We start from the raw sequence: 25,786 nt of genomic DNA, 5'->3' as shown, positions 1-25,786 counted from the left end.
CTCTCACCTCAGGGTTCCGGACGTAAGTCCGGGACCGTTTTCGGCTGTTCGGCCTATCCCGGCATCTCCTCGATTTCCGCGATAACCCACTGGCGAAACGCCTTCATCGATGCGGTTTCTGTCCGCGACTTCAATCGCGTCAGCCAATAGCTTCCGGTCATGGCTGTGACCCCAAACGGTTGCATGATTCTGCCGGCCTCGATGTCATGCGAAAACATCGCGACAGGGACCAGCGCGACGCCAACGCCGCGCGCAGCGGCTTCTACCAGCGTCAGCGACGAATCGAACATCCAGCCTCGGAGATGAGGAGGCGGCAGCCCCGCTGCCCGGAACCACAGCGACCATTCGTCGATCCGGTACGATCGCAGCAGTTCAAGCTCGGCAAGATCCGCGGGAGAGCGCAACCGCTCGCCCATGGCAGGCGTGCAAACCGGCGATAGCGGCGCATCCATCAAATGGATCGCTTCTGTGCCGTGCCATGCGCCATCGCCGAAGCGCATGAAGAAATCCAGGCCGTCCAGCACCATGTCCGCCCGGTTATTGTTGGTCTTCAGGCGCAGGTCGATGTGCGGATGTTGCGCCTTGAAGCCGCCAAGTCTCGGGAGAAGCCAGCCGATGGCAAAAGTGCCGACGACGCCGACCGTCAGGATCTCGGCGAAATTTCCCTCCTCCAACTGGCTGAGCGTCGCGCTCATGCGGCGAAAAGCGTCGGTCAGAACCGGCAGCAACGCGTGCCCCTCGTCCGTGAGCGCCAGGCCGCGCGGCAGACGCTTGAAGAGCGTCACCCCCAGCACGTCCTCCAGCGCCTTGACCTGATGGCTGACGGCCGTCTGCGTGACCCGAAGCTCCAGACCTGCCCGCGTGAAGCTGCAATGTCGCGCTGACGCCTCGAAAACACGAAGCGCATTCAGCGGCAGCTGTGAGATGTCCATTGTGTCCTAAGCCCAAGTTTTTCTCATGCCTAAGCCCAAAATTGATCGTTTGTCTAGGGCACGAAGCAGCGGCATAGTCCGCGTCGCAAGGTGATTTTCAGGGTCTCCACGACTCCTGACTGCAAGCCCTCTGCTCAACAAAAATTGAATTGGAACCACGATGACGATCTTATTGTCACGCCGGCAGAGCCTTGCCGGCAGCTTGCTTGCACTCCCTGTTCTGGCCGGGATAAGCGGGATTGGACGCGCAGCGGACAGTGTTTCAGGGGAAGCGCAGCTTGCAGCGCTTGAAAGCAAGCACCCGGGACGCATCTGCGTCAGCATTCTCGACCTGGCAAGCGGCAGGCGCATCGAACACCGCGCGGACGAGCGCATCCTGATGTGCAGCACCTTCAAGGCCCTCTTGGCAGCCCTGGTGTTGGCGCGGGTAGACAAGGGCGAAGAAAGGCTAGATCGGCGTATTCGCTATACGAAAAGCGATCTCGTGAGTAACTCGCCGGCAACTAAAGTGAATGTCGGCAATGCCGGCATGACCGTTGCCGAACTCTGCGCAGCAACCATCACCCTCAGCGACAATGCGGCGGCAAACCTCCTGCTTGCAAGCTTTGGCGGACCGAAGGTGTTGACCGCTTTCTGCCGCAATCTCGGCGACGAAATCACACATCTCGACCGCGTCGAGCCGGAATTGAACTACCACGATTCACCGGGCGACGAGCGCGACACGACAACGGCTGCGGCCATGCTGGAGAACCTGCGTCGACTGCTGTTTACCGACGTGCTGACGCCTGCATCGCGATCACAACTTGCCGCATGGCTGATCATGACAAAGACGGGCGACGCCCGTCTGCGTGCCGGTCTCCCCAAGGATTGGCTGGCGGGCGACAAGACGGGAACGAATGAAGACAAGTTCGGCAATGCCAACGACATCGCGGTGCTGTGGCCGGCGAACCGAGCCCCCATCATCGTCACAGCCTATTGCGAGATACCGGGAATTGCGTCGGACGAGCGCAACGCAGTCATAGCGGAGATCGGCCGTATCGCCGCGGCGATCTGAAGCCTGCAAATCGGAGGCGACAATCGCCATGGGAGGTTGCCGTCCAAATCATCTCTCTGCCGCGTCGCTCGGCGCCGTCTACCACTATAATGAGGACATCATCTTGAACATGCGTTTCAATCCATTGCGGACGCTCGGCGTTGCCGCCTGCTGCCTTGCCTATAGCGGGGCGGCTCATGCCGCAGGTCCCGGCGACCAGGACCGCCTCCGGCAGATGGTCGATGCCACCATCCGACCGCTCATGAAGGAAAATGACATTCCCGGTCTGGCTCTTGCGATCAGCATCAAGGGCGAACGCTACGTGTTCAACTACGGCGTCGCCTCGAAGGAAGCCAGTCAAAAAGTTACGAATGACACGATCTTCGAGATTGGCTCTGTCAGCAAGACTTTTACCGCAGTGCTCGCCTCTTACGCGCAAGTCAGCGGAAAGCTGTCCTTCTCAGACAAGGCGACGAAATATATGCCTGAACTTGCCGGAAGCAGCTTCGACAAGATCAGCCTGCTGGAGCTCGGCACTTACACCGCCGGCGGCCTGCCCCTGCAGTTTCCGAAAGAGGTGACCGATCAGGACAAGATGGTCGCCTATTATCGCAACTGGCATCCCTCCTACGCGCCCGGCAGCTATCGGCAGTATTCCAACCCCAGCATCGGCCTATTTGGCTATCTGGCGGCGCGAGCCATGGGCGAGCCGTTCGACACGCTGATGCAGGACAAGATCCTTGCCGCCCTCGGGCTCAAGCACACCTATGTTCACGTCCCGACCACCGAGATGCGCAATTATGCCTATGGCTATTCAAAGCAGGGAAAACCGATGCGCGTTGGCCCCGGCGCTCTTGATGCCCAGGCCTACGGCATCAAGACCACGGCCTCCGATTTGCTCAGCGTCCTCGAGACCAATATGGACAGTTCGCGGCTCAGAGACGGAACCTTGCAGCGCGCGATCGCTGAAACCCATGTCGGCTACTATAGTGTGGGGAATATGACCCAGGCTCTGGGCTGGGAGACCTACGCCTATCCAACGACGCTTGCCCGCCTGCTTGGCGGCAATTCATCCGACATGGCGCTCGAACCGCACAAGACAGAACCTCTCAACTCGCCGCAACAGCAGAAAAAAGACATCCTGCTCAACAAGACAGGTTCGACAGGCGGCTTCGGCGCTTACGCGGTTTTCATTCCGGCACGGCAGACCGCTATCGTGCTGCTGGCAAACAAGAATTACCCGAATCCGGAACGCGTCAAGGCGGCATATAAGATCCTGACTGCGATCGAAAAGCTGGAGGGCACTGGCACCGCTCCGTAATGGGCAGAAGCGCTCGTTCTCGCTCCATTCGCCAAACAGCCGGCTCTCGAGAAAACCTCAAGGGCCGGCTTTATTCCACCTGTTGATTTCTATCGGCTATTGGACGCCTTGCGCGGGGCAGCATCTGCCTGGGAGGCTTCTGTCCCGTTGAAAAATTCCTGCAGGAGCCGGGTAATCCGCTCTGGCGAAGTGCCCTTGGCATATTCTTCCTGCATGCGACGTCTTACCAACATTTCCAAGACTGACATGTCTTTCACCTCATCAAGCCGGCGCAAGGCAAATGTCGCTCTCATCGACACGCGAGGCAAGTTACAGTTTTTTCATAGTCTTGCGCCGCAAATGTCAAAATCCCCACCCATCACGCCCAAGCCGCTGACCGTCGCCGGATTCTAACTCAAGCGTGATCGTTATCCCCTTGCCAAATGTCGACACATCGTAGATTTGAAAGCGGCCAAACGGTCGGTTGTTTGCGCTTCGTTAACCTCAGTGCTTTAGCGGGCCACACCCCGACCTTTGGATGAGGTCGCATGCAAGGAATGAATAATGCCCGTAAAGAAGAATTCTGCCTCCGATGTTTTCCAACGCAAGATCTCGGATTTCTGTGATCTGAGGCTCGCGCCGCTGCTGCAGCCGCGCAGCTTTGAAAATCTCAAGGGCTTCATGATCGGGCTCATCGTCTTCCAGTCGCGTCCTCCACTGAGAGCCGGACGCGTGGACTTTCAGGAAATCGCAACGCTTTGCGGCATGGATGCCGAAATGAGCCCTGAGCTCAAGCGGGCAGCCCAACCCGGCTTCGATGCGATTCTTCGCTGGCTCGGAGCGACCAAGACCAAGACGACCAGTATCACTCCCATCGCGTCCAAAAGCCCGCTGCGCGTCGTCGGCAAGACGACCATGGGCAGGCAGCCGGAACGCCGCTCTATCGCATCATAAGCCCCTGGCAGCAGCACCGGATCTTTCCCGCTGCGGCGTTCACTCCTCCTCTCGACAGATCCAGAAAAGCTCGCCAGAATAATACCAGTAGCGAACGGGGTGAAATTTTCTCCCTGCTCGCATCATGGAAAGAAGGTGCAGCTTGGCAACCGATATTATTGAGCTGATCAGGAGTGAATTCGCCGCCGCCGAGCTTGAGATCCCCCTTTACAAGCGGCTCAAGACAGCGATCGAAAGCGCCGTCCGCAGTCATGCCTTCAAACCGGGTTCGGCTCTGCCCGGTGAACGATCGCTCGCCGAAGCGCTTTCGCTCTCGCGAGTAACCGTTCGCAAGGCGCTGGCGATGCTGGAAGAGGAAGGCATGTTGAGCCGGCGACAGGGTGCACGCAGCGAAATCGGTAACCGCGTCGAGAAATCGCTGTCGACACTGACGAGCTTTTCCGAAGACCTGCGGGCGCGTGGAATGGAGCCCGGCTGTATATGGCTTTCCAAGCAATTGAGCCGCCCATCGCCAACCGAGATGATGGCGCTGGGAATCTCTGCAAACGCACAGGTCCTACGCATGCGCAGAGTGCGAACGGCGGATGGCGCCCCGATCGCCGTCGAACACGCGGCCGTGCCCGTACGCTTTCTCCCCTCGCCCTCCTCCGTCGGCGATTCCTTATATGAGGCGCTCGCCCAGCGCGGCTTTCTGCCTCGGCGAGCAGTACAGAGAATGCGAGCACGCGCCGCATCGCCCGAAGACGCGCAGCATCTACGTTGCGAGCCGGGCGCACCGATCCTGACGACGGAACGACGCTGCTTTCTGGCCGACGGCGAGATCGTCGAATATTGCGAAACGCGCTACAAAGGCGAGGTCTACGATTTCGTCTTTGAGCTTCAGAGATAATACCAGTTTAAAACCGGTTGCTTTCCAGTAACCTTCGTCTATCGTGACACTCCGAAAAGGGGTGCCGAATGCGTAAGGAAGATCTCAATCTAAGCCTCATCGTCTCATGTCAGCCGGTGCCTGACGGAGCCATGGATGGAGCCATTTTCGTCAGCGGCTTCGCTCGATCAGCCCTCGCTGCTGGAGCGCGGGCCTTGCGGATCGAGTCTTCAACCTATGTCGCAGCCGTAAGGGCAGCCGTTGACGCACCGATCATCGGCATCGTCAAGCGCGACCTTGACGACAGTCCGGTGCGCATCACCCCCTTCGTCGTGGATGTCGAGGCACTGGCCGATGCCGGAGCCGATATCATCGCCTTCGACGCCACCGATCGCCCTCGTCCGGCAACGATCGAGGCACTTCTGGCGGCCATCAAGGCGCGCGGCCTGCTTTCCATGGCGGATTGCTCGTGTCTCGATGATGCAAGACGCGCACTGGCCGCTGGCGTCGATTTTGTCGGCACGACCATGTCCGGTTATGTCAGCGGCCCGGAGCCCGTGGATCCGGATATCGCGTTGATCGCCGCCATGCGGCAACTGACGCCCTATGTGATCGCCGAGGGCCGGATCCGCACGCCTGAACAGGCGGCAGAAGCGGTCTGTGCCGGCGCTTGCGCCGTTGTCGTCGGATCGGCGATCACCAGAACCGAACATGTGACGTCGTGGTTCCACGACGCAGTCTCGGCCGCCTTCTCACAGCGAGAGGCAGCAACCTTGGCGATCGATATCGGTGGCACCAAGACGCTCGCGGCGCTCGTGCGCGGCACACAGATCCTCGCCGAAGCAACAATCCTGACCAGCCGAGAGGCTGGCCCTGATGCCTGGTTGGCCGCGATGGCCGAGCAGACATCATCATGGAAGGGGCAGTACGAACAGGTGGGCATCGCTGCGACCGGCCTCATTCGTGAAGGATGCTGGTCTGCGCTCAACCCGGCCACTCTAGCAATCCCGGACGACTATCCTCTGGTCGCACAGGCCAGCAAGCTGTTTGGCAAGCCAGCCTTTGCCGTCAACGACGCCCAGGCGGCCGCCTGGGGCGAATACAGGTTCGGTGCCGGCAACAACGAGGACACGGTGTTCCTGACCATTTCCACCGGGATCGGTGGCGGCGTTGTGGTCAATGGGCGACCATTGCTTGGCCTTGCCGGCCACTTCGGCCTGCTTCGTGCGCCGACCGACGGTCAATCTCCGCTGGAGGATGTCGTTTCCGGCCGCTGGATGGCGGCAAAAGCTACGGCCTCCGGACATCCGATAGAGGCACCCGAAATATTCGAGCAGGCGCGCCGTGGCGAGACGTGGGCGCAGGCGATCATCGCGCGATCGGCCGCCCGCGTCGCCCTCCTCTGCCGAGACATCCAGATGATGTTTGCTCCCAAACGCATCGTCATGGGCGGCGGCATAGGTCTGGCGCCTGGCTATCTCGAAGCCGTTCGCGCGCAGTTGACGGAGCTTCCTCACCATCTCGCACCGCATCTGGTGGCCGCAAGCCTTGGCCCGCGAGCCGGCATCATTGGCGCCTCTGATCTCGCCGGTCGCCATCGCTAAACAAGCCTGCATACGTCAATCAACAACGATAAAGAGAGGGAACTACAATGAAATTCAGGCATATATCCTCTGCGCTGCTCGCCCTGATGCTGTCGGCAACAGCACTTCCCGGCCTGGCAAACGCTAAGGTCGTCGTCCTCGGATGGCCGGGCGGCTCAGAAGAAACGGCGCTGCGCGCCACGACGGATCTCTATAACAAGACCGCATCGGATGCCGACAAGGTCGAGCTGCTGTTCTTCAACCGCGACGGCTTCTTCGACAAGCTGCAGGCCGACATGGCAGCCGGCTCGAATGCCTTCGACGTCAATCTGGTCGCGACCTATTCGATCGGCCGCTATGCGCCCTATATGGAGCCCGTCGAGCTCAATGCCGAGGCATCGAAAGTATTCGGAGACACCGTCCTGAAGACGATGCAATTCGACGGCAAGCAATATGGCGTGCCGACGGACCTTTCGCTGCACTTCATGTACTACCGCAAGGACCTCGTCGACGCGCTCATGGCCGATCCGGAAGCCAAAGCCAAATATGCCGAGATTTCCAAGAAATTCCTCGGCAAGGAGCTTGCGCCCAAGCAGCCTGACGGTTGGACCTGGGACGACTGGGCGGCCACCTCGCTCTATTTCAGCAAACAGGTGAACCGCCAGAGCCCGGTCCGCTACGGCACCGTGCTGCAAATGAAGAACCTTCTGTTCAACATGATGGTCTTCCAATCCCTGCCGCGCTCCTATGGCGGCGACTGGACGGATGCCAGCGGCAAGGTCACGATCGATTCGGATGCATATAAGACGGCACTGAAGCTCTATAAGACGCTTTACGACGCCGGTGCTTCGCCAAAGGATTCGCTGAGCTACGAATATGCCGAAACCAACGCCGCCTACAGCTCCGGACAGGCGGCGACCGCATTGCAGTGGAATGCGGCTGCGGCCGAGCTCACCGACCCGAAGAAGTCTCCTGCCGTCGCCGACGTTACCGGCGTCGTCGCGCCGCCGGCCGGTCCGAACGGTCGCACCGACCATATTCACGGTCTTGGCCTCGGCCTGAACAAGAACGCCAAGAACAAGGAAGGTGCGGTCAAGTTCCTGACGTGGCTTTCTTCCGAGGATGCGGCTCTGGCCTATGCCCGTGCCGGCGGATCGCCCGCTCTGACGCCCGACGTCGTCGCCAAGGTGGCCAAGGAGCGCCCGGATCTGGTCAAGCTCGGCGAGTTCGCCAGCAAGTATGGCTATGTCATGACCGGCGCCACCTCGGCCAAGGCGCTATCGGTCTATGAACTGCAGGCGAAAGAGTTCACCGGCTACTGGTCGGGCCAGCAGAGCCTCGAGGATGCCCTTGCCCATACCAAGACGGGCATGCAGGATCTCCTGAAGAAATAAGGACAAAGACCGGATGCCCTAATCGGGCATCCGGTCGCTGCAGCTGACACCATGGCTCTTGTAAAACGCACCGAAGGCAGGCTCTACCTGACACCGCTTGTCGGGTTTCTGCTGCTGTTTCTCGGCTTTCCGGCTCTTCTCAATCTCGTCTATTCCGTTTCGACGGTTTCATTCGAAACTTTGCGCAATCCGCAGATCAGCGGCTTTGGCAACTACGTCATCGCCCTGACGGAGCCGGCATTCTGGCAGTCGGTATGGTTCTCGTTGCGCTTCGGCATCATTACCGCCGTCAGCGAGTGCCTGCTCGGCCTTTTTCTGGCGATTTTCCTGAAACCGCTGCTATCGGCGCGGCCCGTGCTGATGGCGCCATTGATGCTGCCGTTGATGGTCGCTCCCGCCATGGTCGGTCTGATGTATCGGCTCGTGCTGCACGAATTTGCCGGACCTGTGCCCTATTATCTGTTCGAATGGTTCGGCGACAGCCCCGCCTTCCTCGATTATACGAATGCCTTTCGCACGCTGCTCGTCATCGAGGTGCTGCAATGGACGCCTTTCGCCTTCCTGCTCTTTTACGTCGCCTATATCGCCCTCCCCACAGACGTGCATGAGGCGGCGGCGCTCGACGGCGCAACCGGCCTGCAGCGGCTATGGCGCATCGACCTGCCGCTGATGATCCCGACACTCGTCGTTGCCTTCTTCATCCGCTTCATCGATGGATTCCGCGTTTTCGATAATGTCTATGCCTTGACCGGAAGCGGCGCGGGCGGATCCACCACATCGCTTTCGATTTACATCTACCAGGCCTTCTTCAAGGAAGGCGCCATTGGCAAGGCCGTGGCCGCCTCGGTGATTTTGTTCATCACCTCGCTTTGGGTCCTCTACGGCCTGAACTGGCTTGGCGCCCGGAGGAGAAGATAGATGCTGAAATCACTCCGCTGGATCGTCTATGGCATCGTCGTCCTTGCCATGAACTTCCCGATCATCGTGACGCTCATCACCTCGTTCAAAACAGCGCGAGAAATCTCCAGCAATGCCGGCCTATGGATCGAACAGCCGACACTCGATAACTACGTCAAAGTCTTTACGGATACCGAGCGCTTCAACATTTTCCTCTATCTTGCAAACAGCGCCGCAGCCGCCCTCATCGGCACCGCGCTTGCGATCCTGCTGTCTTTTCCGGCCGCCTATGTGATCGCGCGCAGCGAAACGGGACAAAAGCTTCTGCTCCCGCTCGTCATCAACCTTCGCGCCGTGCCTCTCATCGTTTTCGCGATCCCGCTCTACATGATGTACCAGTGGCTCGGCCTGCTGGATACGCGGATCGGGCTAGGGCTCATCTTGACGATCGTCAATATCCCGCTTGCTCTCGTCATGCTGGTCAATGCCATCAACGACATACCGACGGAACTCGACGAAGCGGCCACGGTCGATGGCGCCAGCGGCTTCCAGATCATGATCCAGGTCATCCGGCCGGTCGTGCGGCCAGCGCTCGTCACCACCTTCATCTTCGGCTTCATCACCGCCTGGAACGAGTTCCTGTTCGGGTTGATGCTGACGACCAATCAAGCCGTTCCCATGACGGTCGGAGCCTCGTTCTTCTTCGCTGCAAGCGGCGGCGGTGTGCAATGGGGTATGGCATCGGCGGTCATGATCATAGGCGCCCTGCCCCCGGCGCTCCTCGGCCTGGTGATGTACCGGCAGCTTTCGGGCTCGATGACGGCTGGCGCGGTCAAGGGCTAGGTTAGGTTTTTGAAAGCCAGGCTGAAACAGTCCGCGAAAACTGTGTGACTGCTTTCGACATGGCCCAACTCTGCAGCCGTGCCGAGAGATAGCCATATCGACGCCGGTTGAGCGCCGAGGACGCAGCATGCCCCGGCACCGTCCGGTTCGATAGGATGCCGAGCATCAGGCCGCCCTCAGGACGACGTTGAATCCCTCCGCCTCCGATGGCGGGACGAAATAGCTGGAGATCTGCTCGAATTCGGCATCCGAGGCTGCGAAGTCGTGCGTTCCGGCTGCATTGCGGGCACGAAGGCGCGCCTTGCACACTTCGTCGGGTACATCGAGGAAATGCAGGCGATGATCGGCACCGGCTGCCTCGAAGAGCGTCTTCATCCACGCCCGCATTGCGAGCGTGTTCGCTGGAAAATCCAGTACGACAGACACCCCGGCACGGAGCAGATCCTGAACGTGGGGACCGACGGCCTCGCGCAGTCGCCGTGAGCAACGGATGTAGTCCGCAACATCCTTCATTTCGGGACCGAACAGACGGCTTAGCCAAAAATCCTCGCTGATAACAACGGTGGAGGGCATTCGGCTCAGTTCGGCGGTAAGCGTGGATTTTCCGGCAGCGATCTTTCCGCAAAGCATATGCAGCGTCGCGCGATGAGAAGCCTGAAGAGTGCTGTTGAATTCCTGATCTGACATTTCCAACTCCGGGAGAGCCCACGAGACGGAAAAAGAAAACCCGCCTCAAGGCGGGTTTCTTTGCTTGGACAACAGATATCCGACCCACCATTCAGTGAATGGCGAGAATAATCTGCAAGCTGGTACGGCGAACGTTGCACATGCTTTTCAATATCATGCCTTTCGTCGCTGTCAAAGACTGATCCATTATCCCTTCGGGATTGTCCTCCTTGGACGTCAGGAAGAGCTGGCTTCATCCGCTACGGAGGAGGATCGACGCGCAGCTGGACGCCGGCGAGGCACGTCACCAAGAATCCCACCCGGGCGCACCAGCAGAATTATGCAGAGCATGACGCCGATTGCCACGATCTGCAGCGAGGCGGCGCGAGCCTGTTGTTCAGGGGAGAAGAGTGCGCTCGTCAGCGCGCCGGAGCCTGCCCAGATTGCCCAGACAACAATACTGCCGATGATGGCTCCCTTGTTGCTCCCGGAGCCACCAACGATCAGCATCACCCAGACCTGAAATGTCAGGATCGGAAGATAGTTGTCAGGCGCGATAAAACCGATGAAATGTGCCTGTATGGCGCCGGCGAGCCCCATGATCGCACCGCCGACGGCGAAAGCCTGAACGCGATAGAAGCGCGCGCTCTTGCCGAGCGAAACGGCGGCGCGCTCATCTTCACGCAAAGCTTTCAGAACGCGTCCCCAGGGGCTGCGCGCCAAATGCTCGAGCGCAAAATATGCAATCAACAGCACGGCGACCACGACGCCGAGGTTGGCGAAGTTGAAGAGCAACGGTGTCTCGGCAAGGCTGGAGAACGGTCGCGGGATGAAGCCGATACCGAACGGACCGCCCGTCAGCCTCTGCGCATTCAGCGCCACAAGCTGAACGACGACAGCCACACCGAAGGTCGTTATCGCCAGATAATCCGATTTCAACCGAAGTGTCGCCACGCCAATGATAGCCGCAGCAAGCCCCACCACGACCATTGCGCCTAGCCAGCCCACAAGGATCGGCAGATCGAAGCCGCCGACACGCCCGGCGGTATCCGGCGTTGTCAGCAGCGCCGAGGTATAGGCGCCAATGGCGACAAAGCCGGCAAGGCCGACATTGAAAAGGCCCGTCAGTCCCCATTGCAGGTTCAGGCCAAGCGTGATGAACGAAAAGATCAGCGCCGTGGTCAGGAAGAAAGCGGCATAGCCAATAATATCCATCATCGCTCCCTCACTCCGAAAAGACCGATCGGCCGGACGAACAACACCGCCATCAGGATGATGAAGGAGATGGCTGCGCGCCATTCCGCGCCGACAAGCTGAACCGCGGCCGCTTCGGCAAGGCCGATGATCAGGCCACCGAGGACCGCGCCCGGCACGCTGCCGATGCCGCCAAGAATGGCGGCGGCAAACATCGGCAGCAGCATGTCGAAACCCATCAGCGGACGGATCTGTACGAGAATGCCGATCATGACGCCGGCAACGCAGGCGAGCCCGCCGCCGATCAGCCAGGTGACACGCACGACCTTGGCGACATCGATGCCGACGATGCGGGCAAGCGCGGGATTCTGGCTGAGCGCCTGCATGGAACGGCCCGTCTGCGTCCTCGTCATCAGCATATGCACACCGAAGACCAGCAGCGCGGTGACGATCAAAAGCGCGATCTGATCGGGCGTGATGCGAATGCCAAAGCCGACGGGCATAGCAATCTGGATAGCGCGGCTGAAATAGGTCGGGCGCGAGGTGAAGAGGAACTCGAGCAGGCTGCGTAGCGCCATAGAGGCGCCGAAGCTCGCCATGACGACGATGATCGATTGGCCCTTGGCTCGCAGCCGGGCAAAGAGCACTTTGTCGAGCGCAAGGGCAAGAACGCCGGTGAAGCCCATGGCGGCGATGACCGCGACAATCAGCGGCCAGCCAAAAGAGAGCGGACCGATCGGGGCGACCTTGCCAAAGATTGCACCGATGGCGCTGACGACGGCAAGGGTCGCGTAGGTGCCCCAAGCCATGAAGTCGCCATGGGCGAAGTTCGAAAAGCGCAGGATCGAATAGGTCAGCGTCACGCCGATAGCGCCAAGGCCGATCATGGACCCTGTCAGCAATCCGTCGACGATAAACTGCAGGTTCATGCCGCACCTCCGGTTTTGGAAGCAGCCGGGCGCTGGCCGAGATAGAGCTCAGCGACGACCGGGTCGTTCCAGAGCTCCGAGGCGACCCCTTCATGCCTGTCCTTGCCCTCGACAAGCACATAGGCACGGTCGCCGATGGCAAGCGCCGCCTTGGCATTTTGCTCGACCAGCAGAATGGTGACGCCCGATTTGCGGATCTCGGTCAACATGTCGAAGACCATCGAGACGAATTTCGGTGACAGGCCGGCCGATGGTTCATCGAGAACAAGAAGCTTGGGGTGAACGATGAGGGCACGTGCGACGGCCAGCATCTGGCGCTGTCCGCCGGAAAGATTGCCGGCAGCAATGCGGCGATGGCGCGCGAGATCCGGAAAGGTCGCATACATTTCCTCAATGCGACCGGGCACTTCCTTCGGCTTCAGAATGCCGCCGGCGACCTTCAGATTGTCTTCGACCGACATTAGCGGAAAGACATTCTCCGTCTGCGGCACGAACGCAAGGCCAAGCCGCGCCATAGTGTGCGCCGGCGCGCGGGTGATATCTCTGCCTGCCAGTTCCACCCTGCCGCTTTCGACCGGAACGAGACCGGCAATCGCCTTGATGAAGCTCGATTTGCCGGCACCATTAGGGCCGAGAACGACGACGATTTCCTTTTCCGCAACGGTGATCGAGGCTCCGCGCACAATCGGCACGCCGGGTTCATAGCCTGCCACGAGATCGCGAACGACAAGGACGGGCTCGCTCATGCCGCGCCTCCAAGATAAGCCTCAATAACGCGTGGATCGCGGGCGACCTCCTCTGGCGTACCCTCGCAGAGAAGCTGGCCGCTTGCCATAACGAGCACGCGATGACAGAGCCGTGTCACCATATCGATATTGTGCTCGATCAGCAGAAAGGTAACGCCGCGCTCGTTGATATCGCGGATGCGGTCGATAATGGTCTCCAGAAGCGTGGCATTGACACCGGCGGCGGGTTCATCGAGCAGAATAAGGGCGGGATCGGCCATCATGACGCGGGCAAGCTCCAAAAGCTTGCGCTGTCCGCCGGACAGAACGCGTGCAGGTTCATGCGCCAGACGTGTCAGGTGAACGAGCGCCAGCAGTTCCATCGCCTTTGCAAGAGCTCCCCTCTCCTGCTCCGCGACCTTCCACGGGCGAAGGAAATTCGACAGCAAGCGCTCGCCCGCCTGATCTTGGGCAGCCAGCATGACATTGTCGAGAAGTGTCAGATTGGGGAAAGGCCGCGGGATCTGAAATGTCCTCCCGAGGCCGCGTCCGATCCGGCGGTGCGCCGCCTCGCCCGCAACGGGCGCGCCATTCAACGTGATCTCGCCGCTGGTGGGAGCAACGCTGCCGGCCAGCAGATCGAACATCGTCGTCTTGCCGGCTCCATTCGGGCCGATCAAGCCCAGGATCTCGCCTTGCCGCACGTCGAACGAAACATCGCCGACGGCGGTGATGCCGCCGAAACGGCGCACCACGTTCTTTGCGCTCAGAACGGGCCGGGCTTCCTCCCCATGCCGTTCAGTTGTCGTACTCATGAGATCCCTCTGGCCGGAAGACGGTCGCCGCCGTCCCTGATTATTTGATTTGTGATCACACTTGCATTGATCATGCTAATCAGCTTTAATCCACTCTGCAAGCCGAAAAAAGGGATTTCGAATGCAAAAGGCCACCGCCGACAAGAGCGATCCGATTGCCGCACAGCTTGCGCCCGTAGGCCGCGAGACCGTCCAGGACCGTGTCTACTCCGAGCTGCGCCGCGCGCTGATCGGCGGCCTTTTCGAGCCCAGCCAGGTGCTGACGATCCGTGGCCTTGCCGACGCGCTGATGACCAGCACCATGCCTGTGCGCGAAGCGCTCGGTCGGTTGATTACCGAAAAGGCGCTGGAGGCACTTCCCAACCGATCCGTTCGCGTGCCGCCGATCACGCTTGAGCGCATGGATGACCTTCTGCGTGCTCGCATCCTCATTGAAGGCGAGGCCATTGCGCTTGCGGCAACCCGCATGAATTCGCGCCAGATCGCCACCATCGAGGGCATGCTCGGCGAATGGGACGAGATGCGCGCCCTCAAGCACAAAAAGGACGTCGACCGCGAAGTAACGCTCAACCAGGCCTTCCATTTCGAGATCTATCGCGCTTGCGGTTCGGCGGTGTTGATCCCGATGATCGAGAGCCTGTGGCTGCAGTCCGGTCCTTGTATCCGCGTCGCCATATACGCCTTCTCCGACGCCGGCGAAGTCGACACCGCCCATTATCACCGTACCATCGTCAAGGCGATGGCCGCACAGGATGCAGCGGGGGCCCGCGAAGCGCTGATCGCCGATATCAGCCGCCCCTTCGTGTTCCTGCGCAACAAACTTGAAGCCGATTCCAAGAAGGGCCTATCCGCATGAGCCACCGCGCCATCAAGATCTCCGAACCACGCTCCGGTCTCAGCGTCTTTGCGCCGCTGCTGGAAGCCAAGGCGCCTGACAATGCCGCGTTCCTCTGGAGCTACCTCAGCGAACCGCGCGTGGTCGGCGGCATTCATGCCATGTGGACCGGGCCGGAAATCTCCTGCCCGATCCCGCCCGCGCATTTGAAAGACACAGCCTATGCCGTCGCCCTGCCAGCCGAAAACGCGACATTGACGCCGCAGCCGGGCGATATCGTCTTAAGCTATGTGCCACCGCGCATGTGGGGCGGCAATCCCGACGCCATTTTCGATATCGGCCTTTTCTATGGACAGGGCGCGCGCTTGCTCTTCCCGATCGGCTGGCTTGCCGGCAGCGTCATCGCGCAAGTCCGCGTCGAGGAACGCGAACATTTTGCTGCCGGCTGCGGCATCATCCGTCGCAGCGGTGCCTGCGACGTCACCTTTGAGCGCGCGGAGATCTGACATGGCCACAGTCGCCGATGACAGTTTCGAGCTGTTCGACCTCAGGGTCGAAGCCGTTATTCCCGAGGGCAAGCCGATCTATTGCGGCGCCAAGGCGGGCGACTATTTCGAGCTCAAGGGCGAAATGCTGTCCCTGCCGCCGGGCCAGGGCTTTTCGATCTATTCCATATCGGCCGTGCTGCCACTGCTCGCGGCCAAACAGCGGCCAACCCATAAGAACGACTGGATGACCTCGGATGCGGAAATCGCCTGCCCCGACCCTAACTGTGCGAGCCGGCTGCGGATCGTCAGAACGGGCACGCGACGGTTCAGCCATGCCGAAACGACGGCAGTGCCGTTGCCTGAAGGAGAATAGACAGCATGACCGCCAAGACTTTTGAGCTCAGCCCCGGATACAAGATCTCCCGCGTCATCCGCGGCGGCTGGCAGCTTGCCGGAGGGCACGGCGCCATCGACCGCGCCCAGGCCGTCACCGATCTGATCGCGGCTTACGACGTCGGCATCCGCACCTATGATTGCGCCGACATCTATACGGGCGTCGAGGAACTGATCGGCGAAGCGCGCGAGCGCTTGCGCAACGAACGCGGCGCGGAAGCTGCTGGTGCCATGAAGGTGCACACCAAGCTTGTGCCCGATCTTGAAAAACTCGCAACGATCAGCCGCGATTATATTCGAGGGATCGTCGACAAGTCGCTGCGCAAGCTGAAGACCGAGCAGCTCGACCTCGTGCAGTTTCACTGGTGGGACTATTCGCTGCCAGGCCATCTCGACGCGCTTGCCTGGCTCAACGAGATGCGGCGGGAAGGCAAGGTGCGCAATGTCGGGACGACAAACTTCGACACGCCGCATATTGCCGGGATCCTTGCTGCCGGCATTCCGCTGGTCAGCCAGCAGCTGCAATATTCCGTTCTCGATCAGCGCCCATCACATAGCCTCGCCAAGCTGGCGGCCGAAAACGACGTCAAATTTCTCTGCTACGGGTCGGTAGCAGGTGGCTTCCTGAGCGACAAATGGCTGGGACAGCCGGAGCCGGAAATGCCGCTCGAGAACCGTTCGCTCGTCAAGTATAAGCTGATCATCGATGATTTCGGCGGCTGGGAGCTGTTCCAATCACTGCTCGGCACATTAAAGGCTATCGGTGATCGCCATGGCGTCGACATCGCCACGATCGCCAGCGCCTGGGTGTTGGAGCAGCCGCAGGTTGCCGCCGTTATCGTCGGCGCCCGCAATCAGGCGCATGCGCTCGCCAACGCGAAGATCATGGATATCGCACTCTTGGACGAAGACCGCCGGCAAATCTCCGGCATCATCGCCCAAGGCTCGGGCCTTGAGGGCGACGTCTATACCCTGGAGCGCGACCGCACCGGTAAACACGGCTCCATCATGCACTACAATCTCAACGCGGGGAAAGTATGAGCCAGCAACCCTCTCTCTTTCAAAAGGCCAGCGCCGAGGTCCTCGATTTCCATCGCTTCTTCGAGGGATGGTACGATGCCGCAACGGCCGACAGCATCGATTTCGGCCGCTGCGAGCGCACATTCGGTCAGGCTTTTCACATGATCCCGCCGACCGGGCGCGTCTTCGACCGCGCGGGGACCATCGAATTGATCCGCGCAAACCGGGCGACTTTTCAGGGCAATTTCACCATCGAAATTTCGGATATCCGCGCGAGCTATGAAACCGCAGATACGATCGTCCTGACCTATATCGAGGCTCAGTCGCGCGCCGGCAAATTCAGCCGGCGGCAGGCAAGCGCGCTTTTCACCGCAAGTTCATCGGCGCCCAACGGCGTCGAATGGCAGCATCTGCAGGAAACCTGGCTGCAGATGCCGGACAACTGACAGGTTCCTAAAAATCAGAAATGAAAATCGTTGACCGAACAAGGGGAACAAAGATGAAGAAGACGATATTTCAAATCACGACGGCTCTGGCCCTTCTAGCCGCAGCCGGTGTCGCCAATGCCGCGGACTGCAAGGTGACGGTGGGTCTCGTGATGGAACTGACCGGTCCGGCCGGCGAATATGGCCAGGCCGGCGCGAAGTCCGTCGAGATGGCCTTTCGTGACATCAATGCCGCCGGTGGCGTGCATGGCTGCGATCTGGTGACGGACACCCGCGATAGCCAGAGCCAGGGCAATGTCGCAGTCGACGCCGCCACGCAACTTGTACAGGTGAAGAAGGTTCCCGCTGTTATCGGCGGCATCATTTCCTCTGTAACAATCCCGATCCTGACGTCGGTCACCGCGCCCGCTAAGGTCGTCCAGGTCTCCCCGGCCGCCTCTTCGCCGACGCTGACGGCGCTTGGCCGCGACGGCAAGACCAACGGCATCTTCTTCCGCACGATCACCTCGGACTCGCTGCAGGGCATCGCTGCCGCCAAATACGCGATCGACAAGGGCTTCAAGAAGCTGGCGATCATTCACGTCAACAGCGACTTCGGCGTCAACATGGTTGCCGAGTTCTCGAAGGCCTACAAGGCGCTCGGCGGCACGATCATTTCGACCACGCCCTATAATGAGAAACAGTCGAGCTATGCGTCGGAAGTCACGGCAGGCATGGCAGGCAGTCCGGATGGTCTCTATCTCGTCAGCACGCCGGTCGACGGCGCCACCATCGCCCGAACATGGATCTCACAGGGCGGTCCGCAGAAATTCCTGCTCAATGACGGCATGAACAGCCCTGACTTCATCGACTCGGTCGGAGCCGATTACCTCAAGGATGCCTATGGAACGTCGTCGGGTACAACGCCGACGCCTTCAACCGACTACTTCAACAAGAACTACAAGACCTTCTCCGGCATCGAACCGACCAACCCGGCGGCCGACCGCGCCTACGACGCGGGCGCGATCGTCGGTCTCGCGCTTGCTATTGCCGGCGACGACACCTCGAAGCTGAAGGATGACATCTACAAGGTTGTCGACCCGAAGGGCGCGCCGATCTATGCCGGCAAGGAAGAGTTCGCCAAGGCCCTCGGCCTAATCAAGGAAGGCAAGCCGATCCGCTACGAAGGCGTCATCGGACCTGTTTCCTTCGATCAGTATGGGGACATCACCGGCCCGTTCCGTCTCTGGAAGATCGCCGACGGTAAGGTCACGACCGATGGTGAGCTGAAGATGGAAGACGTCTCGGCTCTCAAGGAAAAGATCAAATAGTCTGGCGCAAGCCATTGAAAATATGACGAGGCGCGCGAAACGGCGCCTCGTCCAGGAAACATAGACCAACGATTCCTTTCAGCGGCCGGCATATCGAGACAGCGATCTGGCATAGGTTTTGGAAGATCATCCGCTAATGCCCAGCAGCATTGCCCGCCCCACCAATCCCACGCTCTGGACGCTGACGGCCAATCCGCCGCCGGAACTTGCCCGCGAGTTGCCTTCACGTTGCGACGTGGTCGTGATCGGCGGCGGTTTTACGGGCCTGACGGCGGCGCTTCATCTTGCGCGCGCCGGCCGCTCCGTCTGCATTCTGGACGCAGGACGATTGGGTGCCGGCGCGAGCGGCATGAATGCCGGCTTCGTCGTTCCGAATTTCGCCAAGGCGGATCCGGCGACGGTTCGCCAAAAGCTGCCTCGCGACAAAGCCGACGCCCTTCTCTCTCTCGTCGGCGCGGGAGCCGATCGGGTCTATGCGACCATCGCCGAAGAAGGGATTGCCTGCGATGCGGCCCAGACCGGCTGGTTGCAGCCTGCCTATGGCGAGGCTATGGCCGACGTTCTGCGCCAACGCGCCCGCGATTGGGCGGAACTTGGCCGTCCGGTCGAGTTCCTTGAAGCGCCGGAGATCCAGGACGAAACGGGAATGGATATCTATTCCGGCGGGTTGATCGATCATTCCGGCGGGACCATCCACCCGCTGAACTATCTCTTTGGTCTTGCGCATGCCGTCCTGCGACATGGTGGCAACATCAGCGAAAACAGCTCGGTAGATCGGGTCGAGCGACATGGCAGTATCTGGCGGATCGCCCTTGCGGGCCGGGAGATTGAGGCAGACAGCGTGCTTCTGGCGACGAACGCCTTTACGATCGGTGTTGCGACCCGCATGGGACGCACCGGTGTGCCGCTCAGGGTCTATCAGGTAGCGACCAAGCCAATCGAGGCGGAGACGGTTGCCCGTATTGCGCCGCACCGACGTCCCCTTGGCGACACGCGCTCCAATCTTTTCACCTACCGGCTAGATCGCGACAACAGGCTGATCAGCGGCGGCATGGCCATCAATCCTATCGGCGCTTTCGAGCGTGTCGGCCGCGCCGTCGTCGACCGTCTTGCATCCGAACTCCGCCTGCCCCGCCATCCCGGCGTCGAAGTCGTCTGGACCGGCGTTGCCATCATGACACCGGATTTCCTGCCTCGGCTCTATCGGTTCGGCGACAATTTCTTCGGCGGCATAGGCTGCAACGGCCGCGGCATCGCCATGACGGCTCAGCTGGGTCATGTTCTTGCCAGGCTGGCCCTTGGAGAACAGGCCGCCTCGTTGCCGATCCCACTACAATCCAGTCGCCCGCTGCCCTTTCATAGTTTAACGCCCCTCGTTGCGTCCATTGCACTCGCGCACGCCCGTTTTGCAGACTGGCGTGCCGGACAGCGTTGAAATGCGTGCAAGACTTGGGAGCAATCGCATCGCACCTTCTCCGGATAGTTATTGTCTAGAATTTCTACCGATAAAGAAATGAAGGCGCGGACCGACAGGAAAAAACGAAAAGCCTTTCCTCGAAGCACCGCTTTGAATGCGGCATCGTGACGCCGAATGAAATCGGAGTCCCCCATGAACGCGCAATTGCACCAACTCAACTCCAAGCACCCCCAGGCCACCGTGCTTGAGACCGAGCAGCAGGCGCTCACCGTCGCCCGCGAGCTTGCGGAGCATTTCGCCTCGACCGCATCCGAGCGCGACAGCGAAAGACAGCTGCCCTTTGCGGAAATGGATATACTGGCGCAATCGGGGCTCTTGGCGATCACGGTTCCGGAAGAATACGGGGGGCTTGACGTCTCGAATTCCACACTCGCCGAAATCACCGCGATCCTGGCACAGGCCGACGGTTCGATCGGGCAGATCCCACAAAACCACTTCTACATTCTGGAAGCACTGCGCGTAGACGGCTCCGAAGACCAGAAACGCTACTTTTTTGGCCGGGCTCTTGCCGGCGACCGCTTCGGCAACGCCCTGTCGGAACGCGGAACGAAAACCGTCGGCCATTACAATACCCGTATCGCCCGGGACGGCCCGGGCTACCGCATCAATGGACGAAAATTCTATTCAACCGGTGTGCTCTTTGCGGATTGGATCACGATCTTCGCGCTTGATGAGAGCGAAAAGCTCGTCATGGCCTTCGTTCCGAAGGGGACGGAGGGTGTCGAAATCATCGACGACTGGGATGGTTTCGGACAGCGTACGACCGGAAGCGGCACCACGGTGCTCAACAATGTCTATGTGAATGCCGATCACGTCGTTCTGCATCACAAGGGTTTCGAGCGTCCAACGACGATCGGTTCGGTCGGTCAGATCATCCATGCAGGCGTCGATCTCGGCATCGCCCGTGGCGCCTTTGTCGAAACGCTCAATTTTGTGAAAACCAAGGCGCGCCCTTGGATGGACAGCGGTGTCGAGCACGCTAGCGACGACCCGCTGACCATCGCCAAGGTCGGACAAATTGCTATCCGGCTGGAGGCGGCCACCGCGACGATCGAGCGTGCCGGGCGCAAGGTCGATGCGGCCCAGGTAGAGACCACCGAGAAGAGAGTGATCGAGGCGACCTTGGCGGTTGCCGCAGCCAAGGTGCTGACTACGGAAATCGCCATTGAGGCGACCAACACGCTGTTCGAGCTCGCCGGCACGGCATCCGTCAAGCTCGATCTCAATCTCGATCGGTACTGGCGCAATGCGCGCACGCATACGCTCCACGATCCCGTTCGCTGGAAATACCATGTCGTCGGCAACTACCATCTCAACGACGTCATTCCGCCGAAGAACGGCGCCCTTTGACGATGAGCTGAACCACGGCCCTGTCCGTCGATGGCGCAAATGGCCACCAGGCACCCATGAAGAAGCGGCTTGAAAGCGTGGAGGCGCTCTCAAGCCGCTTTTATGAATAGCCGAGACTAATGAGCCTCTGCAATGACGAGCGGGACCTCCGCGCCATTGGCGTCATAGAGCCTGCCGTTGAGGAAATAGTCGCCATCGTGGAGAACGGCGATGTCCTGATATCGGATCGAACGCTCCGTGCCTGCGACGAATACCGACTGCTGATCGGAATTCCCGATCTTCAGGTGATTGAACAGAAGATTGAGCATGATTGCCATCAATGCCGCCGAACTGATGCCGGAATGGAAGATGGTAATGACCCATGACGGGAAATGCTCATAGAAGGTCGGCGACGCGATCGGGATCATGCCGAAGCCTATGGAGGTCGCCACGATGATGAGGTTCATGTTGTTCTCGTAGTCGACCTTGGCGAGCGTCCTGATCCCGCTTGCGGCAACCGTGCCGAACAGGACAAGGCCGGCACCGCCAAGCACCGAGCTCGGAACCGCAGCCACGATACGGCCGACGACCGGCAACAATCCCAAGGCGACGAGAAAGAGCCCGCCCATTGCGACGACATAGCGACTCTTGATGCCGGTCACGGCGACAAGGCCCACATTCTGCGCGAAGGCGCTCTGGGTGAAGGATCCGAAAACGGGGGCAATGATGCTGGACAGCATGTCGGCACGCAGACCGTCTCCAAGCCGACGCGCATCGACTTTCGTCCCGACGATCTCGCCAACAGCCAGAATATCGGCCGACGTCTCAACGAGGATCACCATGATGACGATGAACATCGAGATGATCGAAGCCGCGTCAAAGATCGGATAGCCGAAGTGAAAGATCTGAGGCAGAGCCACGAAAGGACCATTCGCCACGCGCGAGAAATCCGTCATGCCAAGCGCATAGGCGATGCCTGTTCCGATGACGATGGCAAGCAAGATTGACAGTCTTGATATCGCGGCACTTCCCAGTTTGCTGAGCAGCAAGACGATGACAAGCGTCACGGCCGCAAGCAGAATATTGGCCTGACTGCCGAACTCCGGTGCGCTTCTATTGCCGCCCATGGCCCAACCCGCAGCAACCGGCATCAGCGTCAACCCGATGGTCGTGATGACGATGCCTGTAACGAGGGGTGGAAAGAAGCGCGTGATGCGCGAAAACACCGGCGTGATGGCAAGCCCGATGATCGAAGCCGCGATAACGGCGCCGAGCACGACTTGGATGCCGCCGTGTCCGGTAATGGCGATCATGGTCGCGACGCCGGAAAAGGACACGCCCTGCACGAGGGGAAGTCGGCTGCCGAAGAAGGGCAGACCGATCGTCTGCAGGATGGTTGCGAGGCCGCCGGCAAACAGCGATGCCGTCACAAGCAGACCGATATCGGCGGGTGCGAGACCGGATGCCTGGCCGATGATCAGGGGAACGGCGACAATACCGCCATACATTGTGAGAACATGCTGAAGGCCGTAGGCCAGATTTGCGCCAAGACCGAGCTTTTCATCCTCAGGGGATAAAGACGCGGCATTTTCCTCTGCGGGTACTGCCAAGGTAAACTCCTCCATACCTTTGCGTTTCTCATTTCCTCCAAATGAGAAATACAGGTTACGGTGTCCGACCTCGGATGACTTTATAGAAAAATGCGAAACACCTTATGGAAGACACCGTTTCGCCTATGAATATAGGATCGGGATTGAGCTACGCGTCAACAGTGCAAACGGCTTGCTGAAGCACTCGCTTCAAATGGACGCAAGCTCCGTCTTGAGAAATCAACTTCCAGCCAAAAACCTCCATTCGATCCTTTCGGATTGAATGGAGGTTTTCGACAGCCAGTGGTCTGTCTCTCGCCTGCGTGCTCCTACGGCGAAAATAGGCCTAGCTGTAGAGGCTCACCTCGGGAATCTTGTCATTGAGAACGAACTCTCCGACTTCCTTGGCCTTGTAGAATACGGGATCGTGCAAGGTATGCGTCCGGACATTGCGCCAGAAGCGATCGAAACGATACTTCTCCGCTGTCGACCGTGCGCCGGTCAGCTCGAATATGCGTGATGTGATGTCAAGGGAAACGTGGGTGGCGCTGACCTTGGCGGCATAGGCTTCGGCGGCGACTTCGCCGCGCTCCCGCGCCGTCACCCTTTGCCCCTTGGCAAGAGCGGCTTGTACGGTCGTGGCAGCACTGTCGGCCAAGGCAGCGGAAGCCTTCAAGGCAGCGGTGAACTCGCCGACACGTTCGAGAATATACGGATCGTCGGCGGCACGCTCGGCACCGGACGTGATCCACGGCCTTGTCGTCGTCCGCACATAATCGACAGCCTCGCGCAACGCGCCCTCTGCCGTACCCAGATAAAAATTCACGAAGACCAACTGGATGAGCGGCGTGTTGAAGGTCGCCAGCACAGGTGCCTCGACGCCGGTCGATGCCGCCTTGTCCAGATCCTCTTCGTAGACGGGGAAGTCATGGAATTCGACACTGCCGCTGTCGGACAGGCGCTGGCCAAAATTATCCCAGTCGTCGTTGGCCTTGTAGCCCGCTCGATCGGTCGGGACGGCGAAGCCGACGATCCTGTCATCGAGCGTGGCATTGGCATTGATGTAGTCGGAGACGCGCGCTGCGGTCGAGAAGGATTTGCGGCCATTCAGAACATAGCCGTTGGCGCGGCGCGTCAGCACGAGCCCCGGATCGCGCGGATTGACGGCTGCGCCCCAATAGAGACTGCTGGCAACTGTCTTGCCGGCAAGCTCCTGCGCGCGCGCCTCATCGAAGGCCCAATGAATATATTGGCTATTGACGTAGTGATAGCCGAGAAGCTGGCCAATGGAGCTTTCTCCCCGCGCGAGGATACGCACGAGCCGCAAGGCGTCCACCCAGTCGATACCACCCCCGCCGATTTGCTGCGCATGCAGCGCATTCAACAGGCCTGCATTCTTCAGTTTGACGATCTCCGCAAGGGGTGGGCGGCCCTCACGGTCAAGCTCCGCGGCACGCGTGGAAAGATCGGCGGCAATTTCCTCAGCCCTGGCAAAAAGGATCTCGCGCGTGACATTCCGGTTGCCGGCAAAGACGACGTTGGACTGGCTCATGACGTAAACTCCGGTTCTTTGGCATAAAGCGGCGGACGCGTAGTCCGCCGGCAAATCGGTATCAACTGATTAGAAGAGCTTCTGTGGTATCCAGCTCGCCGTCACTGCATCGCTCGCATTGAAGGCTGGCACCTTCTGCGCGAGCTCCTCGATCGTCTTGACGCCGGCCGTACGCAGCCCCTCCTGGGTCAGGAGCGTCGGCTTGACGGTAATCTGGTGCGGCACGTCCTGCCCCGCGATCTGCAGAGCCGTCGCGCGAATGGAAACGGCTCCCACGACGGCGGGATTGGTCGCAACAGTCGCGACCCAGGGGCTGCCGGGCTCGGTGATTTCCTGGATATCGGCCGTCGAAACGTCGGCCGAATAGATCTTCAGCTTGTTTGCGATGCCAAGATCGTTGGCGGCGAGCTTCACGCCGCGCGCAAACTCGTCGTAGGGAGCGAAAATGACGCCGATATCCGGATTCGCCGTCAGCGCCGCCTTCGCCTGATCGGCAGTCGAAGTTGCTGTCGTATCGCTGACATTGCCGAAGCGCGCCTTTTCGACGACACCGCTATTCTGCTTCTTGAACTTATCCCAGACCTCGTTGCGGCGATCGAGCGGCGCAAAGCCGGCGACATAGACATAGCCTGCCTTGAAGCTATCCCCATTGTCCTTCACGACCTGCTTCAGCGCGAGTTCGGCCAGCTCGTGATCGCTCTGTTCGACCTGCGGGATTTTCGGATTGTTGAGATTGACGTCGAAGGCGACAACTTTGATGCCCTTGTCCAGCGCCTTCTGAACGACGTCACCTAGCGATTCCGGCAGACCGTGGTCGATGACAATGCCGGAGACGCCAAGGTTGATCGCCTGCAGGATCTGCTCGCGCTGCTCAGCCGCATTCTGGCGCCCGGGAAAGACGCGCAGATCGATATCGAGCGCCTTCGCCTGCGCCTCGGCTCCGGCCTGATAGGCCTGAAAGAAATCGCCGGCAGAAATATAGCTGATCAGCGCAACCTTTACGCCGCCCTTGTCAAAGGGAGCAGGCGCACCGCTGACGCCGCCTGCCAATGCAGCCTGCGAAATGAAAAGGGAAATGGCAGCGGCTGACAGGGCAAGCCTTGAAAGGGACTTCATCTTAGCGAACCTCGCGATCGATCTGGAGCGTCGTCTGACGGACAATCCCGCGACGCATGCAATTATTAGATATAATCTCTATGTTTTTAGTAGATTAA

25 protein-coding genes are annotated in these 25,786 nt (G+C 59.9%); 16 read left to right on the top strand and 9 right to left on the bottom strand.

Annotated elements, in window-relative coordinates; genetic code table 11:
- Positions 1-53: 53 nt before the first annotated feature.
- The gene (locus GGD46_RS22035; RefSeq protein ID WP_184707914.1) at positions 54-932 is read right to left on the bottom strand and encodes a LysR family transcriptional regulator; all 879 of its coding nucleotides are present in this window, start codon (positions 930-932) and stop codon (positions 54-56) included.
- Between the two features lie 160 nt (positions 933-1,092).
- Between GGD46_RS22035 and bla the strand changes: the two genes are divergently transcribed.
- From bla to GGD46_RS21995, 8 genes are all read left to right on the top strand, one after another.
- Positions 1,093-1,986, top strand: coding sequence for a class A beta-lactamase (gene bla, locus GGD46_RS22030; RefSeq protein ID WP_184707912.1), 894 nt, complete (start codon positions 1,093-1,095; stop codon positions 1,984-1,986).
- Positions 1,987-2,095: 109 nt separating this feature from the next.
- Complete coding sequence (ampC, locus tag GGD46_RS22025; RefSeq protein WP_184708045.1) at positions 2,096-3,286, top strand: class C beta-lactamase; 1,191 nt, start codon at positions 2,096-2,098, stop codon at positions 3,284-3,286.
- Positions 3,287-3,829: 543 nt separating this feature from the next.
- Positions 3,830-4,219, top strand: coding sequence for a hypothetical protein (locus tag GGD46_RS22020; RefSeq protein ID WP_184707910.1), 390 nt, complete (start codon positions 3,830-3,832; stop codon positions 4,217-4,219).
- Positions 4,220-4,361: 142 nt separating this feature from the next.
- Complete coding sequence (locus tag GGD46_RS22015) at positions 4,362-5,108, top strand: GntR family transcriptional regulator (RefSeq protein WP_246806440.1); 747 nt, start codon at positions 4,362-4,364, stop codon at positions 5,106-5,108.
- Between the two features lie 68 nt (positions 5,109-5,176).
- Positions 5,177-6,691: a putative N-acetylmannosamine-6-phosphate 2-epimerase gene (locus tag GGD46_RS22010; protein ID WP_184707905.1), complete on the top strand. Its 1,515-nt coding sequence runs from the start codon at positions 5,177-5,179 to the stop codon at positions 6,689-6,691.
- A gap of 47 nt (positions 6,692-6,738) precedes the next feature.
- Entirely contained in the window at positions 6,739-8,064 is a 1,326-nt protein-coding gene (locus GGD46_RS22005; RefSeq protein WP_184707902.1) for an ABC transporter substrate-binding protein, read from the top strand.
- A 51-nt stretch (positions 8,065-8,115) separates the two neighbouring features.
- Complete coding sequence (locus tag GGD46_RS22000) at positions 8,116-8,982, top strand: carbohydrate ABC transporter permease (RefSeq protein ID WP_184707899.1); 867 nt, start codon at positions 8,116-8,118, stop codon at positions 8,980-8,982.
- Entirely contained in the window at positions 8,983-9,804 is an 822-nt protein-coding gene (locus GGD46_RS21995; protein WP_184707896.1) for a carbohydrate ABC transporter permease, read from the top strand.
- A 165-nt stretch (positions 9,805-9,969) separates the two neighbouring features.
- Here the strand turns inward: GGD46_RS21995 and GGD46_RS21990 are convergent, their stop codons facing one another.
- The 5 genes from GGD46_RS21990 to GGD46_RS21970 all read right to left on the bottom strand — a co-directional run bounded on the left by GGD46_RS21990 (position 9,970) and on the right by GGD46_RS21970 (position 14,133).
- Positions 9,970-10,491 carry an ATP-binding protein gene (locus GGD46_RS21990; RefSeq protein ID WP_184707894.1) on the bottom strand — a complete coding sequence of 174 codons (522 nt, stop codon included), beginning with the start codon at positions 10,489-10,491 and terminating at the stop codon, positions 9,970-9,972.
- Positions 10,492-10,707: 216 nt separating this feature from the next.
- Entirely contained in the window at positions 10,708-11,688 is a 981-nt protein-coding gene (locus tag GGD46_RS21985) for a branched-chain amino acid ABC transporter permease (protein ID WP_184707891.1), read from the bottom strand.
- Positions 11,685-12,593: a branched-chain amino acid ABC transporter permease gene (locus GGD46_RS21980; RefSeq protein ID WP_184707888.1), complete on the bottom strand. Its 909-nt coding sequence runs from the start codon at positions 12,591-12,593 to the stop codon at positions 11,685-11,687. Before GGD46_RS21980 ends, GGD46_RS21985 begins: the two co-directional genes overlap by 4 nt.
- Positions 12,590-13,339 carry an ABC transporter ATP-binding protein gene (locus GGD46_RS21975; RefSeq protein ID WP_184707885.1) on the bottom strand — a complete coding sequence of 250 codons (750 nt, stop codon included), beginning with the start codon at positions 13,337-13,339 and terminating at the stop codon, positions 12,590-12,592. The genes GGD46_RS21980 and GGD46_RS21975 overlap by 4 nt, the downstream gene beginning before the upstream one ends.
- Entirely contained in the window at positions 13,336-14,133 is a 798-nt protein-coding gene (locus tag GGD46_RS21970) for an ABC transporter ATP-binding protein (RefSeq protein ID WP_184707882.1), read from the bottom strand. The genes GGD46_RS21975 and GGD46_RS21970 overlap by 4 nt, the downstream gene beginning before the upstream one ends.
- 121 nt (positions 14,134-14,254) lie before the next feature.
- Between GGD46_RS21970 and GGD46_RS21965 the strand changes: the two genes are divergently transcribed.
- From GGD46_RS21965 to GGD46_RS21930, 8 genes are all read left to right on the top strand, one after another.
- On the top strand, positions 14,255-14,989 hold the full coding sequence (locus GGD46_RS21965) for a GntR family transcriptional regulator (RefSeq protein ID WP_184707879.1): 735 nt from the start codon (positions 14,255-14,257) through the stop codon (positions 14,987-14,989).
- Positions 14,986-15,474, top strand: coding sequence for a DUF3830 family protein (locus tag GGD46_RS21960; protein ID WP_184707876.1), 489 nt, complete (start codon positions 14,986-14,988; stop codon positions 15,472-15,474). The genes GGD46_RS21965 and GGD46_RS21960 overlap by 4 nt, the downstream gene beginning before the upstream one ends.
- A gap of 1 nt (position 15,475) precedes the next feature.
- Positions 15,476-15,829 (top strand): TIGR04076 family protein, encoded by a 354-nt coding sequence (locus tag GGD46_RS21955; RefSeq protein ID WP_184707873.1) that lies wholly within the window; start codon positions 15,476-15,478, stop codon positions 15,827-15,829.
- A 5-nt stretch (positions 15,830-15,834) separates the two neighbouring features.
- The gene (locus tag GGD46_RS21950) at positions 15,835-16,890 is read left to right on the top strand and encodes an aldo/keto reductase (RefSeq protein ID WP_184707870.1); all 1,056 of its coding nucleotides are present in this window, start codon (positions 15,835-15,837) and stop codon (positions 16,888-16,890) included.
- A complete protein-coding gene (locus GGD46_RS21945; RefSeq protein WP_184707867.1) occupies positions 16,887-17,315 on the top strand; it encodes a hypothetical protein in 429 nt (142 codons plus the stop codon). The genes GGD46_RS21950 and GGD46_RS21945 overlap by 4 nt, the downstream gene beginning before the upstream one ends.
- A 53-nt stretch (positions 17,316-17,368) precedes the next feature.
- Positions 17,369-18,625, top strand: coding sequence for an ABC transporter substrate-binding protein (locus GGD46_RS21940; RefSeq protein ID WP_184707864.1), 1,257 nt, complete (start codon positions 17,369-17,371; stop codon positions 18,623-18,625).
- 136 nt (positions 18,626-18,761) lie between these two features.
- On the top strand, positions 18,762-20,060 hold the full coding sequence (locus GGD46_RS21935; protein WP_184707861.1) for an NAD(P)/FAD-dependent oxidoreductase: 1,299 nt from the start codon (positions 18,762-18,764) through the stop codon (positions 20,058-20,060).
- A 174-nt stretch (positions 20,061-20,234) separates the two neighbouring features.
- The gene (locus GGD46_RS21930) at positions 20,235-21,452 is read left to right on the top strand and encodes an SfnB family sulfur acquisition oxidoreductase (RefSeq protein WP_184707858.1); all 1,218 of its coding nucleotides are present in this window, start codon (positions 20,235-20,237) and stop codon (positions 21,450-21,452) included.
- A gap of 116 nt (positions 21,453-21,568) precedes the next feature.
- On the opposite strand, the gene GGD46_RS21925 is transcribed toward GGD46_RS21930, so the two are convergent.
- The 3 genes from GGD46_RS21925 to GGD46_RS21915 form a co-directional block, all read right to left on the bottom strand.
- Positions 21,569-23,041, bottom strand: coding sequence for a nucleobase:cation symporter-2 family protein (locus GGD46_RS21925; protein ID WP_409527703.1), 1,473 nt, complete (start codon positions 23,039-23,041; stop codon positions 21,569-21,571).
- 325 nt (positions 23,042-23,366) lie between these two features.
- Positions 23,367-24,572, bottom strand: a complete 1,206-nt coding sequence (locus GGD46_RS21920; protein ID WP_184707852.1) for an acyl-CoA dehydrogenase family protein — start codon at positions 24,570-24,572, stop codon at positions 23,367-23,369.
- A gap of 69 nt (positions 24,573-24,641) precedes the next feature.
- Positions 24,642-25,688 (bottom strand): substrate-binding domain-containing protein, encoded by a 1,047-nt coding sequence (locus tag GGD46_RS21915; protein WP_184707849.1) that lies wholly within the window; start codon positions 25,686-25,688, stop codon positions 24,642-24,644.
- Positions 25,689-25,786 lie beyond the last annotated feature (98 nt).

Source organism: Martinezella lusitana, assembly GCF_014207095.1.
GTDB classification, from domain to species: domain Bacteria; phylum Pseudomonadota; class Alphaproteobacteria; order Rhizobiales; family Rhizobiaceae; genus Rhizobium; species Rhizobium lusitanum_B.
The sequence above is the reverse complement of the archived record's forward strand: the minus strand, read 5'-3'. Positions and strand labels throughout refer to the sequence as shown.

Coding starts and splice junctions, on each gene's coding strand:
- GGD46_RS21960 (WP_184707876.1), top strand. CDS start 14,986: ATGAGCCACCGCGCCATCAAGATCTCCGAACCACGCTCCGGTCTCAGC.
- ampC (WP_184708045.1), top strand. CDS start 2,096: ATGCGTTTCAATCCATTGCGGACGCTCGGCGTTGCCGCCTGCTGCCTT.
- GGD46_RS21915 (WP_184707849.1), bottom strand. CDS start 25,688: ATGAAGTCCCTTTCAAGGCTTGCCCTGTCAGCCGCTGCCATTTCCCTT.
- GGD46_RS21935 (WP_184707861.1), top strand. CDS start 18,762: ATGCCCAGCAGCATTGCCCGCCCCACCAATCCCACGCTCTGGACGCTG.
- GGD46_RS21975 (WP_184707885.1), bottom strand. CDS start 13,339: ATGAGCGAGCCCGTCCTTGTCGTTCGCGATCTCGTGGCAGGCTATGAA.
- bla (WP_184707912.1), top strand. CDS start 1,093: ATGACGATCTTATTGTCACGCCGGCAGAGCCTTGCCGGCAGCTTGCTT.
- GGD46_RS22000 (WP_184707899.1), top strand. CDS start 8,116: ATGGCTCTTGTAAAACGCACCGAAGGCAGGCTCTACCTGACACCGCTT.
- GGD46_RS22020 (WP_184707910.1), top strand. CDS start 3,830: ATGCCCGTAAAGAAGAATTCTGCCTCCGATGTTTTCCAACGCAAGATC.
- GGD46_RS21930 (WP_184707858.1), top strand. CDS start 20,235: ATGAACGCGCAATTGCACCAACTCAACTCCAAGCACCCCCAGGCCACC.
- GGD46_RS21985 (WP_184707891.1), bottom strand. CDS start 11,688: ATGATGGATATTATTGGCTATGCCGCTTTCTTCCTGACCACGGCGCTG.
- GGD46_RS21955 (WP_184707873.1), top strand. CDS start 15,476: ATGGCCACAGTCGCCGATGACAGTTTCGAGCTGTTCGACCTCAGGGTC.
- GGD46_RS21940 (WP_184707864.1), top strand. CDS start 17,369: ATGAAGAAGACGATATTTCAAATCACGACGGCTCTGGCCCTTCTAGCC.
- GGD46_RS21950 (WP_184707870.1), top strand. CDS start 15,835: ATGACCGCCAAGACTTTTGAGCTCAGCCCCGGATACAAGATCTCCCGC.
- GGD46_RS21965 (WP_184707879.1), top strand. CDS start 14,255: ATGCAAAAGGCCACCGCCGACAAGAGCGATCCGATTGCCGCACAGCTT.
- GGD46_RS21970 (WP_184707882.1), bottom strand. CDS start 14,133: ATGAGTACGACAACTGAACGGCATGGGGAGGAAGCCCGGCCCGTTCTG.
- GGD46_RS22010 (WP_184707905.1), top strand. CDS start 5,177: ATGCGTAAGGAAGATCTCAATCTAAGCCTCATCGTCTCATGTCAGCCG.
- GGD46_RS21945 (WP_184707867.1), top strand. CDS start 16,887: ATGAGCCAGCAACCCTCTCTCTTTCAAAAGGCCAGCGCCGAGGTCCTC.
- GGD46_RS21920 (WP_184707852.1), bottom strand. CDS start 24,572: ATGAGCCAGTCCAACGTCGTCTTTGCCGGCAACCGGAATGTCACGCGC.
- GGD46_RS21995 (WP_184707896.1), top strand. CDS start 8,983: ATGCTGAAATCACTCCGCTGGATCGTCTATGGCATCGTCGTCCTTGCC.
- GGD46_RS22035 (WP_184707914.1), bottom strand. CDS start 932: ATGGACATCTCACAGCTGCCGCTGAATGCGCTTCGTGTTTTCGAGGCG.
- GGD46_RS21980 (WP_184707888.1), bottom strand. CDS start 12,593: ATGAACCTGCAGTTTATCGTCGACGGATTGCTGACAGGGTCCATGATC.
- GGD46_RS22005 (WP_184707902.1), top strand. CDS start 6,739: ATGAAATTCAGGCATATATCCTCTGCGCTGCTCGCCCTGATGCTGTCG.
- GGD46_RS21990 (WP_184707894.1), bottom strand. CDS start 10,491: ATGTCAGATCAGGAATTCAACAGCACTCTTCAGGCTTCTCATCGCGCG.